Below are 15,207 nucleotides of genomic sequence, written 5' to 3' on the forward strand. Positions count from 1 at the left end.
GACATGAAGCCTGAGAGACCTGTTTTTTAATGGGTGTCGGCTGCTTGGAGACAAGGCCGAGAAACTATTTCGGCCATGGATTTTATAGGTCGTTTTTAATCATCCCATTGTGAATGTTGGCAATGTTTCATTTGCGACATTGAAAGTCGGGAACCTAGTGTAAACTTAACTATTACCGTATTTTTGGATGTCGCACCCTTGTGTTTATGGCGCGTAGGTGCTGGTATAAACCATCAATGTGTCGTGCATTAAATTGGGAGAACAACATGCATAAAACACTTCTCGGTCTTGCAGGTGCTACTTTTGGCGCAATGCTTATGACCTCAGTCTCAACTACATCAGCGGAAGCTGCTTGTGGTGAGGTAACAATCACTGAAATGAACTGGGCTTCATCAGCTGTTGTAACAGCTGTGTCAAAGTTCATCATGGAACAAGGCTACGGCTGTGCAGTGACTAAAGTTCCGTCTGCAACGCTTCCGGCAGTAACTTCAGTTGCTGAAACTGGCAAGCCAGACATCGTAACAGAGCTTTGGATCAACTCAGCTCCTGTCTACAAAGAGCTAGAAGCAGAAGGCAAAGTTGTTAAACTTGCTGACGTTCTTTCTGACGGTGGCGTAGAAGCTTGGTTCGTTCCAGATTACCTAATCGAAAAGCACCCAGAGCTTGCAACGCTAGAAGGTATTTTGGCGAACCCTGAGCTTGTTGGTGGTAAATTCCACAACTGTCCAGTTGGTTGGGGTTGTCGTGTTATCAATGATAACAACATCACAGCACGTGGCTTGCGTGACGTAAAAGGTCTTGAAATTTTTGACCACGGTTCTGGTGAAACAATGGCGACTTCAATCGCTGCTGCTTACTCAGATAAAGCTCCTTGGTTTGGTTACTACTGGGCGCCAACATCTGTTCTTGGTAAATACCCAATGACAGCTGTGGACATTGGCCCACACGTAGCAGACGCACACACTTGTAACACCAAAGACGATTGTGCAACACCTGGTGCTTCTGCTTACCCACCATCTGAAGTGATCACATTCACAACAACAGCGTTTAAAGAATCAAACCCAGACATCGCAGCTTTGATGTCTAATGTTTCATTCACAAACGCTCAAATGGGTGAAGTGCTTGCATGGCAAGAAGACAACAAAGCTTCTGCTGACGAAGCAGCTGTATACTTCCTCAACAAGTACAAAGATGCTTGGAGCGGTTGGCTCAATGATGAAGCTAAAGGTAAATTGGCTGCTCTATTGAACGGCTAATAACCTAGATATTAAACGGGCATCCCTTTGGATGCCCGTTTTTTTTGTAACTCAAACTTGGGGGATAAGACCAAATGGCAACATTTGATGGTTTTTTTGACACCTTTGGACTTCGCGGCTGGTGTGGCGCAGGAAAAACAGACGGCCCGATGACGATGGCCGAGCTACTCGCAAAAGCAAAAGGTGGCGTTGAAGAAACACCTTGGTGGGATGTTCCATTCCCTTCGCTTGATAATTTGAATAAAGCATGCGGTGCGATACCGCGTACGCGCGATATGACTGAAGGCGTTGCGAACGCCTTTCTTGATATTAAAGACAAGCTGAAATTCGTGCTTGACCCGCTGACTCAACCGCTCAGCTTTATTCTCGATTATTCGCTGTCTTTCTTCGTCGGGATGCCTTGGTGGCTCCTGATCATTCTCATTCTCGCGCTTAGCTATTATGCGTCGCGTTCTGTGCTTGTGACTGCCTTTGTTGCGATCTGCTTCCTCTTTTTTGGTTTCATTGATCACTACTCATTCGCGGTGCAAACCCTCTCGATTATTGCGGTCTGTACTTTCATCAGCGTGCTACTTGGCGTGCCGATTGGTATTGCAATGTCTAAATATGATTGGTTCCAGCGCGCTAATATCCCCGTTTTGGATATGCTGCAAACGCTACCGACTTTCGTGTATTTGATCCCGTTGATCTTCCTGTTCTCAGTAACAGAATCCAAGCTCTACGGTATTGCGATTATTCTTTATGCCATTGTGCCAGTGATCCGCTTGACGGATTTGGGTATTCGATTGGTCGATAAAGACGTGATTGAGGCTGCTGACGCGTTCGGCATGTCGAGCCGTCAAAAGCTATTCGGTGTTGAAATCCCACTCGCGCTTCCAAACATCATGGCTGGTATCAACCAGACAATTATGATGTCGCTTGCGATGGTGGTGATTGCGTCACTCGTTTCTGCACCTGGTCTGGGCGTTCTGGTTCTTCGCGGTATTCGCAACCTTGAATTGGGCGTCGGTCTGATTGCTGGTTTCTGTATCGTGTTGTTGGCTGTGATCCTTGATCGCGTCAGTAAAGCATCATTGAGCCGTATCAATGCAGCTCAGGGTTAAGGGATAGAGTAATGAGTGATAATCCAATCAAAATCTCGATCAAAAATCTTTATAAGATTTTTGGTAACGACCCTCAGTCTGCGCTTGCCCATGTGAAAAATGGTATGGGTAAACCGGAGCTGCTTGATAAAACAGGCCATGTTCTTGGTCTTCAAGACATCAATGTTGATATGCGAGAAGGCGAAATCACGGTGATTATGGGGCTTTCTGGCTCTGGTAAATCAACCTTGATCCGCCACCTTAATCGCCTGATCGACCCGACTGCAGGTGAGGTCATCTTTGGTGATGATGATGTGCTGAAGTACGATTCTGAAACGCTGCGTGATATGCGCCAAACGCGCATGTCGATGGTGTTTCAAAAATTCGCGCTTTTGCCACACCGCACTGTGCTTCAAAACGCTGGTACGGCGTTGCGGGTGCGTGGTGAAAGTGAAGAGCTTGCAGACACAGAAGGCAATAAGTGGCTTAACCGCGTGGGGCTTAACGGCTTTGCGGGCCATTACCCGCATCAGCTTTCTGGTGGTATGCAACAGCGCGTGGGTATCGCCCGTGCGTTGACGTCAAACTCTGAAGTTATGTTGATGGATGAGGCGTTTTCCGCGCTTGATCCGTTGATCCGCACGGACATGCAAGACCTGTTGTTGGAGCTTCAACAAGAGCTCAACAAAACCATCGTCTTCATTACGCACGATTTGGACGAAGCCTTGAAGCTTGCTGATCATCTGGTGATTTTGAAAGATGGTTATGTGGTACAGCAAGGTGAGCCGCAGCACATTCTACTTAATCCGAATGATCCATACATCGAGGATTTCGTGAGCGATATTAACCGCGCACGTGTGTTGAAGGTTCGTTCAGTGATGAAGCCGCTTGAAGGCAAAATGCCGAAGACTGCGGGTGAGGTCGACTTTAATGAAAGCCTAGAAACGCTAATTGGCATGTCTGAAGGTGATACAACCAAAACCTATCTTGTTACCAGAGATGGAGAAGCAGTTGGTTTGCTCGATATGAAGGTGCTGGTTAAAGCGCTCGTGCCGCGTGTGGCCTCTGAATCTGGTGTTCGCGGGACTGTGACGTCCTAAGCTAAAGGTGGCGAAGACCTGTTTCGCCGTCTCATCTATTGCAAAGAAAAGGGGCTTTCAGTGTTGTACTGAAAGCCCCTTTTTTATTGAATAGTATTTGCCTACTCTGGCATTCAGCGACGTGCGAAATTTTATGAAACTGAGCTAAACAAATCGACTAAGGCTAAACTTTGTGAGTGGTGATAGAGCTAGCCGCCACTTTTTGCGCCATGTCTTTGCCGATTATCGCCTCTACCGCGACACGAAAACTATCTTTAGCAGCCATTTCCTTAAACAGCGCATTTCTATCCCATTCGACAATTTCTGCGCCCTTTGCGAGAAAGGCACTTGCAGAGGCAGCAGTGCCTAGAATTATCGAAATTTCGCCGACAAAGATGCGCGGACCAGCGTTGAACTTATTGCCATCTTTATCGATGATGACTTCTCCAGAAAGAATATAAAATAGCTTTTCGGGCACCGTGCCTTGGACGGTTAATTGTTCGTCGCTGTCTAATATACGGCGGTGCCCCGTTTTCATGAGCTTGCGAAAATTGCCCGGCTCCATACCGCCCAACATATTATAAAGGTCCATTTGTCCAGCAGCAATGAACCTTGGCGATTGGCTGATAAGTAGGTTGATAAAGCCGATGATATTGGCAATGCCAATCAAAACAGATGTGTAAATTGCACCCCAAAGAGGTTCAGCGGCGGCAAGGTAGTAATAGCCAATGTAAAGGCCGGTACCTATGAGAATTAGAATCCGAAGAATGATTTGATTTTTAAAAAGTAAGCCAAGTACATAACAAGCGCCAGCGCCAATAACCAGAGAGCCTGGTTGAGCAAAAAGCCCAAGTATATCTTCCATGATTGCTACCCCCCAGTTCTATCACGGCCATCCAATATTTCTTGGAAACACTAGCTTGCGTAGGGAGAGGTGGCAAATTCAATTGCCTCTAATTTACTTATTTAAACGAGATAAACGTAAGTTGCGTCAGCAAGTTATCCAATCGCGACATCGCTGGTTGGTTGAGGAATTGCAATCGCTTCTTCATTGCTATCGATAGCAGGAGTTTGTTCTTTCAGCGAGGCGCGAGCCATGCAATGCATAGCAAGAATGAGTGCTACCATGAAGCCCCAAAAAACAAGAGGAATGCCGTTGAAATTGTAAGCCAAGAATTCTTGCATGAGTGCCACCTTCAATATTTGCCCAATTTAATAAGCCCAGCGCTTATCTGAGAAGACAATAACAGCAACACTTCAATATTTGACTGAAACAAACGCTCAAATCGGTGAACTGAAATTGGCTTTTTGTTTACCAGTCCTTGTTGCAGGCGATAGCGCTTGGCGAATGGGTTTTTAAGTTGTTCAATAGATTTAGGAAAATGGCGCATTGCACGCTTATCAGCCACGAGCGCTGATTTGCTTGCAAAACAATTGAGTTCGAAATTATGCCTCAACCAACTGCGGTTCAAAGTGATCTTGATCTGCCCCAGCGCTGCGATGTGGTGGTGATTGGCGCGGGTATTGCGGGTGTGACGACGGCGCTGGAATTAGCGGAGCGTGGTCTTCACGTTGTTATCTGCGAAAAAGGCATAGTTGCGGGCGAGCAGTCGAGCCGTAACTGGGGCTGGTGCCGACAGATGGGGCGTGATCCGCGTGAGTTACCCCTGATACAGGTATCGCTGAACCTTTGGCGGCAAATGCGACAGCGCCTTGGTGAAGAGGTTGGTTTTCGCGAATGTGGCATATTGTATTTGTGCGAGAGCGAGAAAGAGTTAGCTGCACGATCTGATTGGATGCAGAAAAACGGCGATCTTTACGGCCTTTCCTCTAGTCTAATTGACGGCGAAGAGGCGGGCAGGCGCGCTAATATCACAAATGCAAATTGGCGTGGCGGGCTATATACGCCAGACGATGGCCGTGCAGAGCCACAACTGGCTGTTCCGGCAATGGCAAGGGCCGCACAGCGATTGGGTGTTCAAATCTTCCAACAATGCGCGGTAAGAGGTATTGATCGGACTGCTGGTAAAATCAGCGGGGTGATAACGGAGCGCGGCGAAATTGCTTGCGACAAAGTGGTGCTTGCTGGTGGCATGTGGTCGCGAAAATTTTGCACCAATATCGGCTTGCGCCTGCCACAACTAACGGTCGTCAATTCCGTAATGCGCACGAACGAGCTGGACGTTGATGTTCCTCATTCTATGGGGGGAAAGAAGTTTGCCGTAAGAAAACGATTGGACGGCGGCTTTACCATTGCGCACAAAACCTACTCCGTCGCTGACATCGTTCCAGATAGTTTCAAGCTACTGCCAGATTTCTTTGATTTGATGAAAACGGATATTCAAGATTTAAAGTTGCGGTTTGGGCGGCGCTTTATTGAAGAATTTAAGGCGCCAAAACATTGGGGCGTGGATGAAATGTCTCCCTTTGAGGCGTGCCGCACCTATGACCCCAAGCCCAATAACGCTTTGCTTGATGAGGCGTTCGCTTCGCTATGTCAGGCGATACCAGCGTTTAAACAAGCGACAATCGCGGAACGCTGGGCAGGTGGCATTGATGTAGTGCCAGATGCTGTTCCCGTAATTTCAGCCGTTGAAAGCGAACCGAATTTCTATATGGCGACAGGCTTTTCAGGTCACGGCTTCGGTCTTGGTCCAGCGGCGGGTAAGCTTATGGCTGAAATTGTCTGCGATGAAACGCCGTGTGTTGATGCAAGTCCGTTTCGTTTTGAACGGTTTTGACAGAGCGCTTTATTATTTCTGCCCTTGTAACTCGGCGGACTTCCTGAAACCATCGGCCTATTGTAAATCGAGGTAAGCAGTAAGCTTTGGCGAACGAACAGAACATGTTGTCAGTCAAAATTTGGCGCGGTGGCCCTAAGGGCGGGGCGCTGGTTGCTTATGAGGTGCCGAAGCAGGCAAGCCAGACTATCTTAGATGTGGTGGCGTGGGTGCAACAAAACGTTGAGCCGTCGCTTTCCTATCGCTATGCCTGCCGTGTCGGCATGTGCGGCTCTTGCGCCATGATGGTGAACGGCGAACCACGCTGGACGTGTCGCACCCATGTGGACAAGGTCGCCAAGGCTGGTCACTTAGAAATAGCCCCTTTGCGCAACCTGCCTGTGATCAAAGACCTCGCCGCTGATCTCGACCCGTTCTTTGACAAATGGGGTGAGGCCGAAGCGGTGTTTCATGCTTCAACCACCCGCCATGATCCGATTGATCCGATCGACCCAACGTCAAGCGCGCGCGAAGAGGCGAGTAAAGGGATTGAGTGCATCAACTGCGCGGTCTGTTATGCTGCTTGCGATACAGTGACGAATAACCCTGACTATCTAGGACCAGCAGCGCTACAACGGGCATGGACGCTTTATAACGATGCCAAAGATGCTGACCAATCAGCAATCTTGGAGGCCGTGTCAAAGAGTGGAGGGTGCCACACCTGCCATTCACACGGTAATTGCACGCACTACTGTCCCAATGAGCTAGACCCAATGGCGGCGATTGCTGGCCTCAAGCGGGCGACTGTTTCATCGTTCTTTAAACGGGGGCGGGATTAATGCTTGGCGTGCGTCTTTACATGCTGCAACGCCTCTCAGCTCTGATCATGGCACCGCTGGTTCTTGGTCATATAGCAGTGATGATCTATGCGGTGCAGGGCGGTTTATCGGCTGGCGAAATATTGTCGAGAACACAGGGCAGCATGGCATGGGCGATCTTTTACGGCACCTTCGTCGTTGCCGTCTCCATCCATGCAGCGATTGGCCTGCGGGTGGTCATCCATGAATATCTTGGCCTTAAGGGGCGACCGCTCGATATATTGACGGGCGCACTCGGGTTATTGCTGTTCTCGCTTGGCATCAACGCCGTTTATGCGGTGACGGCGTTATGATCAGACCACACCGCCAACAACCGCTTTATCTGGCTTTTCTATTGCACCGCATTTCTGGTGTCGCCTTAGCGCTGTTTTTGCCGTTTCATTTCTGGGTGCTTTCTTATGCGCTCACGTCACCTGAAAAACTTGATGGGTTTCTATCTTGGGCAGAACTGCCCTTGGTCAAGTTCGCAGAGTTCGGCTTGGTCTTCTTGCTCGCCGTTCACATCTTCGGCGGGCTTCGTTTGATGGCGTTTGAATTTTTACCTTGGTCGCCCAGACAGAAAACCTTGGCCGCCTTTAGCGTTGGGGTGTCGTTGTTTATTTCTGGCCTCTTTTTCTTGCAGGCGGTGTAGGCTTAAGTCATGAAACCAGCCGTTGAACATCATGAGACTGACATACTGATCCTCGGTTCAGGTGGCGCAGGCCTGTTTGCCGCACTCCACGCCAAGCAATCAGCGCCCGTAGGCACCAAGATCACCATGGCAGTCAAAGGGTTGATCGGTAAGTGCGGTTGTACGCGCATGGTGCAGGGTGGTTACAATGTGGCGCTTGGTGGCGGTGATACGGTTGAACGTCATTTCATGGATACGATCATCGGCGGCAAATGGTTGCCAGATCAGGATATGGCATGGAAGCTTTGCGAGCAAGCCGTGGTGCGCATTCGAGAGCTTGAGAATGAGCTTGGTTGTTTCTTTGACCGCAACAGTGATGGCTCGTTGCACCAAAAAGCCTTTGCAGGACAAACAGCAGACCGCACGGTGCACAAGGGCGATTTGACGGGCATTGAGATTATCAACCGCTTGATGGAAAAGGCGCTCACATCTGGCATTGAGAAGATGCAAGAACACCGCGCGATTGGATTGATCCCGACAAAGGACGCCGCGGCGCTTTCTGGCGTTCTTATGATTGACATGCGGCGCGGTGTTTTCCGCTTTGTGCGGGCCAAAACTGTGCTTATGGCAACAGGCGGCGGGCCGACTATGTATAAATATCACACACCCTCCGGTGATAAGACCATGGACGGCCTTGCAATGGCGCTCAGAGCCGGTTTGCCGCTTCGCGATATGGAGATGGTGCAATTCCACCCAACGGGCTTATTAGCCGGTGAGGGCACGAAAATGACGGGTACCGTGCTAGAGGAAGGATTGCGCGGGGCGGGCGGTATTTTGCTCAACGGTCACGATAATCGCTTCATGTATGATTACGACGACAAAGGCGAACGCGCGACCCGTGATGTGGTGAGCCGTGGCATCTTTGAAGAGATGCGCAAATCCAACACGACGGAAAACGGTGGCGTATATATTTCCATGAGCCATTTGGGGCCAGACTTTGTCGCCTCAAAGTTTAAAGGCATGGTGAAGCGCTGTGCTGATTGCGGGTTTGACCTTGCTGCTGGCAAGGTAGAAGTGGTGCCGACTGCGCATTACTTTATGGGCGGTGTGGTGGTTGATGCGGACACGCGCACGGCGATGGAAGGGCTTTATGTCGCTGGTGAAGATGCAGGTGGTGCCCATGGTTCCAACCGACTTGGCGGCAATGGCGTTGCAAACTCCACGGTTTATGGTGGTGTTGCGGGTGATGTGATGGCGCAAGACATTCAAAGCATGGGCGCTTTGCGCGACCCTGATGAGAGGGTGCTTGATGCCGAGATTGCCCGCGCTATTCATCCATTATCTAAAGCTGCGCAGCTAGTTCAGCCGTTGAGAAACCGATTGCAAGAAACGATGTGGGATGATGTTGGCGTGATGCGCAATAAGACGGCGATGGAGCGCGGTGTGAATAGCGTTGGTGATATTCATGCAGAGCTTAATGATGTGGGCATTGCCAGCGACAATCTCGCCTTTAATCTCACATGGCATGACTGGCTCAATATGGCGAGCCTTTGCGAAGTATCGCGGGTTATTGGTCTTGCCGCTTTAGAGCGCGAAAACTCTCGTGGTGCGCATTTTCGCGAAGATTTCCCAGATCAAGGTTCACTTGAAGAGAGTTATTTCACGGTTGCAAAGAAAGATGGCGATAAATTGAGTGTTCATCGCGAGGCTGTGCGCTTTACAATCGTCAAACCGGGTGAGACCATTCTGCCAGATGGGGAGCCTGAAACGCTCGTGGAGGCCGCGCAATGATTTCAATCGATTTGATCCAGAAAACCGCAGAAACCTTGATGGACAAAGCGGCCATTGAGATACCGCAAGATTATCTTGATGGGTTGAAAGCGACGGCAAGTGTTGAAGATGGGGACTTATCATCCTTCGTGCTGCAAGCCATGCTGGAAAATTATAAAGCAGCCAAAGAAGATCGTCGCGCCATGTGTGGGGACACGGGCTGCCCGCGTTGGTATGTAAAAATGGGTAATGAAGCGCAGATTGAAGGCGGCCCGATAGCGCTGGAGACAGCTCTGCGGCGTGCCACAGCCAACGCCACCAACGGCGTGCCACTTCGCCCGAACCGCGTGCATCCATTATGGCGCACAGATCATAACAACAATGTGGGCATCGGCGCGCCTGAAATTGAATATGGCTATGAACCTGGCGGCAATTGGGTTGATCTGATTACTGTCCATAAGGGCGGGCTGTTCGGAACCGATTACCGCATGCTTTTCCCGTCTGACGGTATTGAGGGGATTAAGCGGTTTTATCTCGATTGCCTTGTTGCCTTTGGCAAACGCGGCCTTGCGTGCCAGCCCGCGATTATTGGGATTGGTCTTGGTGGTTCGAAAGACACTTGCATGGTGCTTGGCAAACGGGCCGCGTGCCTGCGCACGGTGGGCGACCGAAACAGCGATCCGCGCATTGCTGAGATGGAAGACGAGCTCAAAGAACTTGGCAATTCCATCGGCATGGGTGCGATGGGTTTTGTGGGTAAATCCATGGTTGTCGATTGTAATATCGAGGTTGGTTATTGCCACACGGGTGGGATGCAGATGAGCGTCCACGCTTTTTGTCTATCGTCACGCCGTGCTGTTGCTCGCGTTTATAGCGATGGGCGGGTTGAATATCGCACGGACCCTGACTGGTTCACGGATTATCAGCGCCGCGAAACGGTTGATTGGGAAATGCCTGAGAGCGTGGAGGCCGCCGAATGAAACCGCGTGAGGTAAGGCTTTCTACAACACCAACAGCTGAAGCACTTGCAGACCTTCGGCTTGGCGATATCGTTTATCTGGATGGCTTAATGTATACGGCTCGCGAAGGCGTTTATATGCGGGCCATAGAAGAAAAAGCCAATATTCCGATGGAGCTACCGCAGCAAAGTGCGGCGAACTTCCATTGTTCGCCCGCTGCTCGCATCAACGAAGATGGCACCTTTGAGTTGGGCGCCGTAACGGCGACTGCATCCTTCCGGTTTGCCAAATGGATTGGCGAATGGCTTGCAAAATCTGGTGCAAAGCTGGTGGTAGGCAAAGGCGGCATGAGCCATGACACCTATCTTGAGCATTTCGTGCCAAATGGCGCGATCTATCTGACCACAGTTGGTTACGGCACGGGCGCGTTGCTTGGCCGTGGGGTCGAAAATGTTGAGGCGGTGCACTGGCATGAAGAGCTTGGTATTGCGCAAGCCATGTGGGTGATCCGCTGCAATAAGATGGGGCCGTTTTTGGTCGCCTCAGACCTTCAAGGTAATTGCCTGTTTGAGCGTGAAAACGCAAAGATCAAAGACAATATTGAACGCGCTTATGAGGGAACGAAGCCCGCGACCATGCGTCGATACGGTGAAACAGATGACCGTACCGACGAGATTATTGGGTAATTTAATCAGATAGTTGTAGCTTTTTTCTAAGCCGTTACTTCTCTTAGTGCCGCCACACATTCTTGTGCGAATGCTTCATCATTGATGTGATGCGGGCTTGTGATTAGCTTGCGGTTTTCCGTTTCTTGAACCCGTTCTTTAATCGCATCAAACAATGCTTTGCGGGCGGCTTTATCTTCAAACGGTGCGCCCGGTGCGTCAATGGCTGAGACACCACCTTCAGGCAGGAAGAAGCGGACGGGGCCAGTCATTTGGTTCAAGCGATCTGCGATCCAGTGGCCCATCTGGGTGTTTTCTTCTGCGGTTGTGCGCATCAAAGTTACCTGCGGGTTATGCTCATAGAAGGTGCGGCCTTCATATTTTGCAGGCACTGTGTCTGGCGCACCAAAGTTCACCATATCAAGCGCACCGACGGACCCAACATAAGGCAAGCCTTTGCGGATGACGGCACCAAAACGATCTTCGGTCGCAGCAAATACGCCGCCAAACAGTAAATCGCAGACTTCCGTGGTTGTAAGGTCCAGCACGGCAGATAAGAAACCATCATCAGCAAGCTTCTCCATAGAGCGGCCACCGATGCCCGTTGCGTGGAAGACGAGGCATTCGAAATCGTCTGAGACATGGGCAGAGATTTGCTGGATGGCGGTTGTGGTCACGCCAAACATGGTCATGCCGAGGTTTGGCTTGTCGTCACCGCCCGAAATTTGTTGGCTTTGCTTGTTTTGAACAAGGCCGACCATGGCATCAGCTGCATTTGAGAAGATCTGGCGAGAGATCGAGTGGAGCCCCTGAACGTCGCTGATTGACGGCAACATCATTATGTCGCTTGCGCCAACATAGGCTGAAACATCACCAGAGGCGACGGTTGAAATCATGATCTTTGGAATGCCGAGAGGAAGGGCGCGCATGGCAGGTGTTGAAAGGGCTGTGCCGCCTGTGCCACCAGCTGAGATGATGCCGCCGACATTGCTTGCTGCTTGGATCCACGCCTCAAATGCTTGGCTCATGCCTGCAACAGAGGTGCCGCGATCGCCGGTTTGTACAGCACCGACGCCATCTGGATGGAAGGCTCCAACATCTGGGGCACTAACGTCACAATCAGATGCATTCCCAGATGTTGAAAGGTCTACGCGTGTGACGGAAATACCCAATGATTTCATGCGGTCAGCAATGAAATTCAGTTCCCGTGATTTCGTGTCGAAAGTGCCTGCAACCAGCACGCTTCCGCCTGCGTTAAATCCTGTATTAGCCATTTTTTTCCCCCTAAAAGCGCTGGACTTATCGCCTGTCAGTTTACGCAAACTTTCGGTCTTGCAAATGGATTTTTTGTATTTGCCTGAAGTTTTTGTTGTTTAGGCAGGGATTGATCGATCTATCCAGCCAACACCGAATGAGCCGACAAAGCGGGGATATATTGAAACAAACACTCAAGGCTCCTTTTCCACTTACCTTTTGTGAAAACGAAAGGTAGACGATATGCGACGATCTGAAGTGAAGAAATTACAAAAAGCATTGCTACATAAGGGATTTAATCCCGGTCCCATTGATGGAAGATGGGGTTCGAAGACGGAACGAGCTGTTATTCAGTTTAAGAAAAGTGCTGGACTTCGTGCCCGCTCTTATGTTGGTCCGCTGACGAAGGCTGCTTTGTATGAGGGGCGGATGGCTGTTCAACCCAACATGGAGCGCAGCTCTAATTCAGGTAAATCTGAGGGCAAGCCGGATAAAAGCGCCTACCCAGTATGGCTCAAACTTGCGACCAGTTATCTAGGTCTTCGTGAGTATCGCGGTAGCAAGCATAATCCAAAAATCTTGGAATGGTGGATTAAGCTTGGACTGCCGTTCCGCAATGATGAGACGCCGTGGTGTGCGGGATATGCTTGTGGTGCCTCTGGAAGAGGCTGGTATTCGCTCGCCACGTTCTGCGGCGGCGCGGTCTTTTTATTGGAAGGGCTGGGGGCGCGTCTTGTCAGGGCCAGCGGTTGGTTGCGTTGTCAGCATGTGGCGCGGTTCAAAGAAGGGCGCTTATGGTCATGTGGGCTTTGTGGTTGGGAAAGATCGTTTCGGCAACTTGATGGTTATTGGCGGCAATCAGGGAAATCGCGTGAGCATTCGCCCGTTTAATCGAAATCGCGTTTTATCCTATCACTGGCCTGCAACTCATGAGGCGCCCAAGAAACAGGGCCTTTCCACTTTGCCGATCATTGCGAGTGATGGGCGCGTTTCTAAAAACGAAGCTTAGCTTAAGACATAAAAAAACCGCCGACCAAAAGGCCGGCGGTTTCAGAAATTCTATATTCTAAGATATTAGAATGAGAACTGTAGTGATGTTTGTAGTGAGAAACCATCAACTGAAGTATCTGTAACGCCATTGTCTGATTCAAAGCGCTGGTAGTTGCCTTCGATACCTAGGTTTATGTTGCTACGTGGTGAGTAGATCAAGTTGATCGCAGCATAGATTTCTTCGTTTTCAACTGGTGCAAGCGTGCTTGTTGTGTTGTTGTCAACGAATGTGTAGCCACCAACCAAGTTTGACTGAAGTTGGTCAGACCAGAAGTGCTGGTATGAAGCTGTGATACCGAAAGCGTCGTCAGTAGAAAGATCGCCATCTGCATCGATTTGAATTGCGTTTGGACCAAACTGCAAGTAACGACCAATACCTTGACCGTAGTTAGCTTGGAAACGGAACTTGTCTTTTTCACCGACATTAATTGTACCAGCTACTTGGATACCGAAACCAATTGTTGAGTCGTCAGTAACCGGAACGTTAGCACCATTAGCATTCGCAGCTCTTGCAGCATTTGTGTCAAGTTCGAGGAAACGAACCAAACCAGCTACACTGAAGTTACCGAATGCAGTTTTAGCTGCTAGACGTGCTGTGAAATCAGGGAAAGTATCAAGACCGTCTGAGTCACTATCTTCTGCAAGCAAACCACCAAGGCCAGTTCCGCCTGGGTTAGTAATCGCAGCACTCAAACCAGTGCTGATTTCTGGGTTTTCTGCAGCAATAGAAAGTGTCACTGAGTCACTGATTGGCTGTGTCCAACGAACCTGAGCTTGACGGATAAACACTTGAGCGTTTGGACCGTTAAAGTCGAGTGTGTTTGCGTATGAACCAAGGTCACCAAAGTTTGTCCAAGTTTGACCAATCAAAAGTGTACCGCCAAGGCTTTCAACGCCGAGTTCAGCAAAAGCGTGACGAAGACGGAAACGTTCACTGTTTGATACAGATTCGTTAACACCAGCGCCATCGTCAAAGCTGAAGAAATCGCCTTCGATGAATGCACGTGCAGAACCGAGATCAGTTGTTGTACGAGCGTCGAAGTTGATGCGAGTTTGAGCTGCGTGGAAACGCGTTTGGTCACCACCAACGCCAGCGAATGCACCGCCGCCTGTTAGGGCAGTTTCGTTAAGGTCGCCGAAGCCTGAACCAAAATCGTTGAAGCGGAAGATTACGTCGCCTTTAGCATAGCCGCCCACTTTGAATGAAACGCCAGTACCTGGAAGAAGGATAGAACCTTTGAATGAACCTACTTCTACGTATTCTTTAGCTGGTTCTACGTCCAAATCGGCCGCGAACGCTGATGTGCTCATTACACCAGCAGCAACTGTGCCGGCGAGTAGAGCTTTGAGAGATGATTTTTTCACTTGTTTCTCCAGTTAGAAAAGAAATCGAACACAAAACATACATGACAGATGATTGCTGTGACGCAAACCTAAAAACGCTCAGGAGGTGCAGTTGCTGATTAGTAGGTGCAAAAAAGCAACAAAATATCAGTCCAAATGAGCAAAATGGCAGAAACCCATGGGTTACATTACTGGATAACTGGTACAAAACTTACCTGTTCGTTGCCGCAATTGTGGGTTTCTGGGGGCAGATCACGGCGGTGTTCACGTTTTTCGTGATGACCAGAAGCATTTCAGGAGCAATTAGATTCGCTCCAAATCATTATTCGTCAGAAATCTTGCGTCAAAATAGAAATAATACTGGAAATAGAGAATCGCATCGTGTATCAGGTCGGTCGTCTTGAAGGGGTATAGCTCAGTTGGTAGAGCGACGGTCTCCAAAACCGTAGGTCGCGGGTTCGAATCCTGCTGCCCCTGCCAAGACTTCCATTAAAATCATAGTTTTGGCTTTAATCAGCGAAAGTTGGGCGTTTAGTAACG

Annotated in this window: 16 protein-coding genes and 1 tRNA gene; 12 read left to right on the forward strand and 5 right to left on the reverse strand. The window is 49.7% G+C overall.

The genetic code is table 11. The features are described from left to right. The first annotated feature begins 266 nt into the window (after positions 1 to 266). From ABJO30_00535 to ABJO30_00545, 3 genes are all read left to right on the forward strand, one after another. Positions 267 to 1,256: an ABC transporter substrate-binding protein gene (locus ABJO30_00535; protein ID MEP3231294.1), complete on the forward strand. Its 990-nt coding sequence runs from the start codon at positions 267 to 269 to the stop codon at positions 1,254 to 1,256. Positions 1,257 to 1,330: 74 nt separating this feature from the next. After that, positions 1,331 to 2,359: an ABC transporter permease subunit gene (locus ABJO30_00540; protein MEP3231295.1), complete on the forward strand. Its 1,029-nt coding sequence runs from the start codon at positions 1,331 to 1,333 to the stop codon at positions 2,357 to 2,359. Positions 2,360 to 2,370: 11 nt separating this feature from the next. Further along, positions 2,371 to 3,438 (forward strand): ATP-binding cassette domain-containing protein, encoded by a 1,068-nt coding sequence (locus ABJO30_00545; protein MEP3231296.1) that lies wholly within the window; start codon positions 2,371 to 2,373, stop codon positions 3,436 to 3,438. A 163-nt stretch (positions 3,439 to 3,601) separates the two neighbouring features. Here the strand turns inward: ABJO30_00545 and ABJO30_00550 are convergent, their stop codons facing one another. The 3 genes from ABJO30_00550 to ABJO30_00560 form a co-directional block, all read right to left on the reverse strand. Beyond that, positions 3,602 to 4,282, reverse strand: a complete 681-nt coding sequence (locus tag ABJO30_00550; protein MEP3231297.1) for a hypothetical protein — start codon at positions 4,280 to 4,282, stop codon at positions 3,602 to 3,604. 134 nt (positions 4,283 to 4,416) lie between these two features. Continuing rightward, on the reverse strand, positions 4,417 to 4,602 hold the full coding sequence (locus tag ABJO30_00555) for a hypothetical protein (GenBank protein MEP3231298.1): 186 nt from the start codon (positions 4,600 to 4,602) through the stop codon (positions 4,417 to 4,419). 11 nt (positions 4,603 to 4,613) lie between these two features. After that, complete coding sequence (locus tag ABJO30_00560; protein ID MEP3231299.1) at positions 4,614 to 4,826, reverse strand: hypothetical protein; 213 nt, start codon at positions 4,824 to 4,826, stop codon at positions 4,614 to 4,616. 39 nt (positions 4,827 to 4,865) lie between these two features. Between ABJO30_00560 and ABJO30_00565 the strand changes: the two genes are divergently transcribed. From ABJO30_00565 to ABJO30_00595, 7 genes are all read left to right on the forward strand, one after another. Then, a complete protein-coding gene (locus tag ABJO30_00565; GenBank protein ID MEP3231300.1) occupies positions 4,866 to 6,158 on the forward strand; it encodes an FAD-binding oxidoreductase in 1,293 nt (430 codons plus the stop codon). A gap of 104 nt (positions 6,159 to 6,262) precedes the next feature. Next, a complete protein-coding gene (locus ABJO30_00570; GenBank protein ID MEP3231301.1) occupies positions 6,263 to 6,976 on the forward strand; it encodes a 2Fe-2S iron-sulfur cluster-binding protein in 714 nt (237 codons plus the stop codon). Then, positions 6,976 to 7,308 (forward strand): succinate dehydrogenase, encoded by a 333-nt coding sequence (locus ABJO30_00575; protein ID MEP3231302.1) that lies wholly within the window; start codon positions 6,976 to 6,978, stop codon positions 7,306 to 7,308. The genes ABJO30_00570 and ABJO30_00575 overlap by 1 nt, the downstream gene beginning before the upstream one ends. Further along, positions 7,305 to 7,646 carry a succinate dehydrogenase, cytochrome b556 subunit gene (gene sdhC / locus ABJO30_00580; protein ID MEP3231303.1) on the forward strand — a complete coding sequence of 114 codons (342 nt, stop codon included), beginning with the start codon at positions 7,305 to 7,307 and terminating at the stop codon, positions 7,644 to 7,646. The genes ABJO30_00575 and sdhC overlap by 4 nt, the downstream gene beginning before the upstream one ends. Positions 7,647 to 7,655: 9 nt before the next feature. Beyond that, positions 7,656 to 9,416 carry an FAD-binding protein gene (locus ABJO30_00585; GenBank protein ID MEP3231304.1) on the forward strand — a complete coding sequence of 587 codons (1,761 nt, stop codon included), beginning with the start codon at positions 7,656 to 7,658 and terminating at the stop codon, positions 9,414 to 9,416. Next, positions 9,413 to 10,375 carry a fumarate hydratase gene (locus ABJO30_00590; protein ID MEP3231305.1) on the forward strand — a complete coding sequence of 321 codons (963 nt, stop codon included), beginning with the start codon at positions 9,413 to 9,415 and terminating at the stop codon, positions 10,373 to 10,375. Before ABJO30_00585 ends, ABJO30_00590 begins: the two co-directional genes overlap by 4 nt. Continuing rightward, a complete protein-coding gene (locus tag ABJO30_00595; protein ID MEP3231306.1) occupies positions 10,372 to 11,040 on the forward strand; it encodes a fumarate hydratase C-terminal domain-containing protein in 669 nt (222 codons plus the stop codon). Before ABJO30_00590 ends, ABJO30_00595 begins: the two co-directional genes overlap by 4 nt. Before the next feature lie 26 nt (positions 11,041 to 11,066). Here ABJO30_00595 and ABJO30_00600 read toward each other — a convergent pair whose 3' ends face one another. Next, positions 11,067 to 12,293, reverse strand: coding sequence for a Tm-1-like ATP-binding domain-containing protein (locus tag ABJO30_00600; GenBank protein MEP3231307.1), 1,227 nt, complete (start codon positions 12,291 to 12,293; stop codon positions 11,067 to 11,069). A 223-nt stretch (positions 12,294 to 12,516) separates the two neighbouring features. On the opposite strand from ABJO30_00600, the gene ABJO30_00605 reads away from it, so the two are divergent. Next, a complete protein-coding gene (locus tag ABJO30_00605) occupies positions 12,517 to 13,164 on the forward strand; it encodes a peptidoglycan-binding protein (GenBank protein ID MEP3231308.1) in 648 nt (215 codons plus the stop codon). 183 nt (positions 13,165 to 13,347) lie between these two features. Here the strand turns inward: ABJO30_00605 and ABJO30_00610 are convergent, their stop codons facing one another. Beyond that, positions 13,348 to 14,688, reverse strand: a complete 1,341-nt coding sequence (locus ABJO30_00610) for a porin (protein ID MEP3231309.1) — start codon at positions 14,686 to 14,688, stop codon at positions 13,348 to 13,350. Between the two features lie 383 nt (positions 14,689 to 15,071). On the opposite strand from ABJO30_00610, the gene ABJO30_00615 reads away from it, so the two are divergent. Beyond that, positions 15,072 to 15,147, forward strand: a tRNA-Trp gene (locus ABJO30_00615). Positions 15,148 to 15,207 lie beyond the last annotated feature (60 nt).

It is taken from the genome of Hyphomicrobiales bacterium, assembly GCA_039973685.1.
In the GTDB taxonomy this organism is placed as follows: Bacteria; Pseudomonadota; Alphaproteobacteria; order Rhizobiales; family JACESI01; genus JACESI01.

Bases quoted from the DNA above. Each gene is read 5' to 3' on its own strand.
- ABJO30_00535 (MEP3231294.1), top strand. From the start codon at position 267: ATGCATAAAACACTTCTCGGTCTTGCAGGTGCTACTTTTGGCGCAATG.
- ABJO30_00540 (MEP3231295.1), top strand. From the start codon at position 1,331: ATGGCAACATTTGATGGTTTTTTTGACACCTTTGGACTTCGCGGCTGG.
- ABJO30_00545 (MEP3231296.1), top strand. From the start codon at position 2,371: ATGAGTGATAATCCAATCAAAATCTCGATCAAAAATCTTTATAAGATT.
- ABJO30_00550 (MEP3231297.1), bottom strand. From the start codon at position 4,282: ATGGAAGATATACTTGGGCTTTTTGCTCAACCAGGCTCTCTGGTTATT.
- ABJO30_00555 (MEP3231298.1), bottom strand. From the start codon at position 4,602: ATGCAAGAATTCTTGGCTTACAATTTCAACGGCATTCCTCTTGTTTTT.
- ABJO30_00565 (MEP3231300.1), top strand. From the start codon at position 4,866: ATGCCTCAACCAACTGCGGTTCAAAGTGATCTTGATCTGCCCCAGCGC.
- ABJO30_00570 (MEP3231301.1), top strand. From the start codon at position 6,263: ATGTTGTCAGTCAAAATTTGGCGCGGTGGCCCTAAGGGCGGGGCGCTG.
- ABJO30_00575 (MEP3231302.1), top strand. From the start codon at position 6,976: ATGCTTGGCGTGCGTCTTTACATGCTGCAACGCCTCTCAGCTCTGATC.
- sdhC (MEP3231303.1), top strand. From the start codon at position 7,305: ATGATCAGACCACACCGCCAACAACCGCTTTATCTGGCTTTTCTATTG.
- ABJO30_00585 (MEP3231304.1), top strand. From the start codon at position 7,656: ATGAAACCAGCCGTTGAACATCATGAGACTGACATACTGATCCTCGGT.
- ABJO30_00590 (MEP3231305.1), top strand. From the start codon at position 9,413: ATGATTTCAATCGATTTGATCCAGAAAACCGCAGAAACCTTGATGGAC.
- ABJO30_00595 (MEP3231306.1), top strand. From the start codon at position 10,372: ATGAAACCGCGTGAGGTAAGGCTTTCTACAACACCAACAGCTGAAGCA.
- ABJO30_00600 (MEP3231307.1), bottom strand. From the start codon at position 12,293: ATGGCTAATACAGGATTTAACGCAGGCGGAAGCGTGCTGGTTGCAGGC.
- ABJO30_00605 (MEP3231308.1), top strand. From the start codon at position 12,517: ATGCGACGATCTGAAGTGAAGAAATTACAAAAAGCATTGCTACATAAG.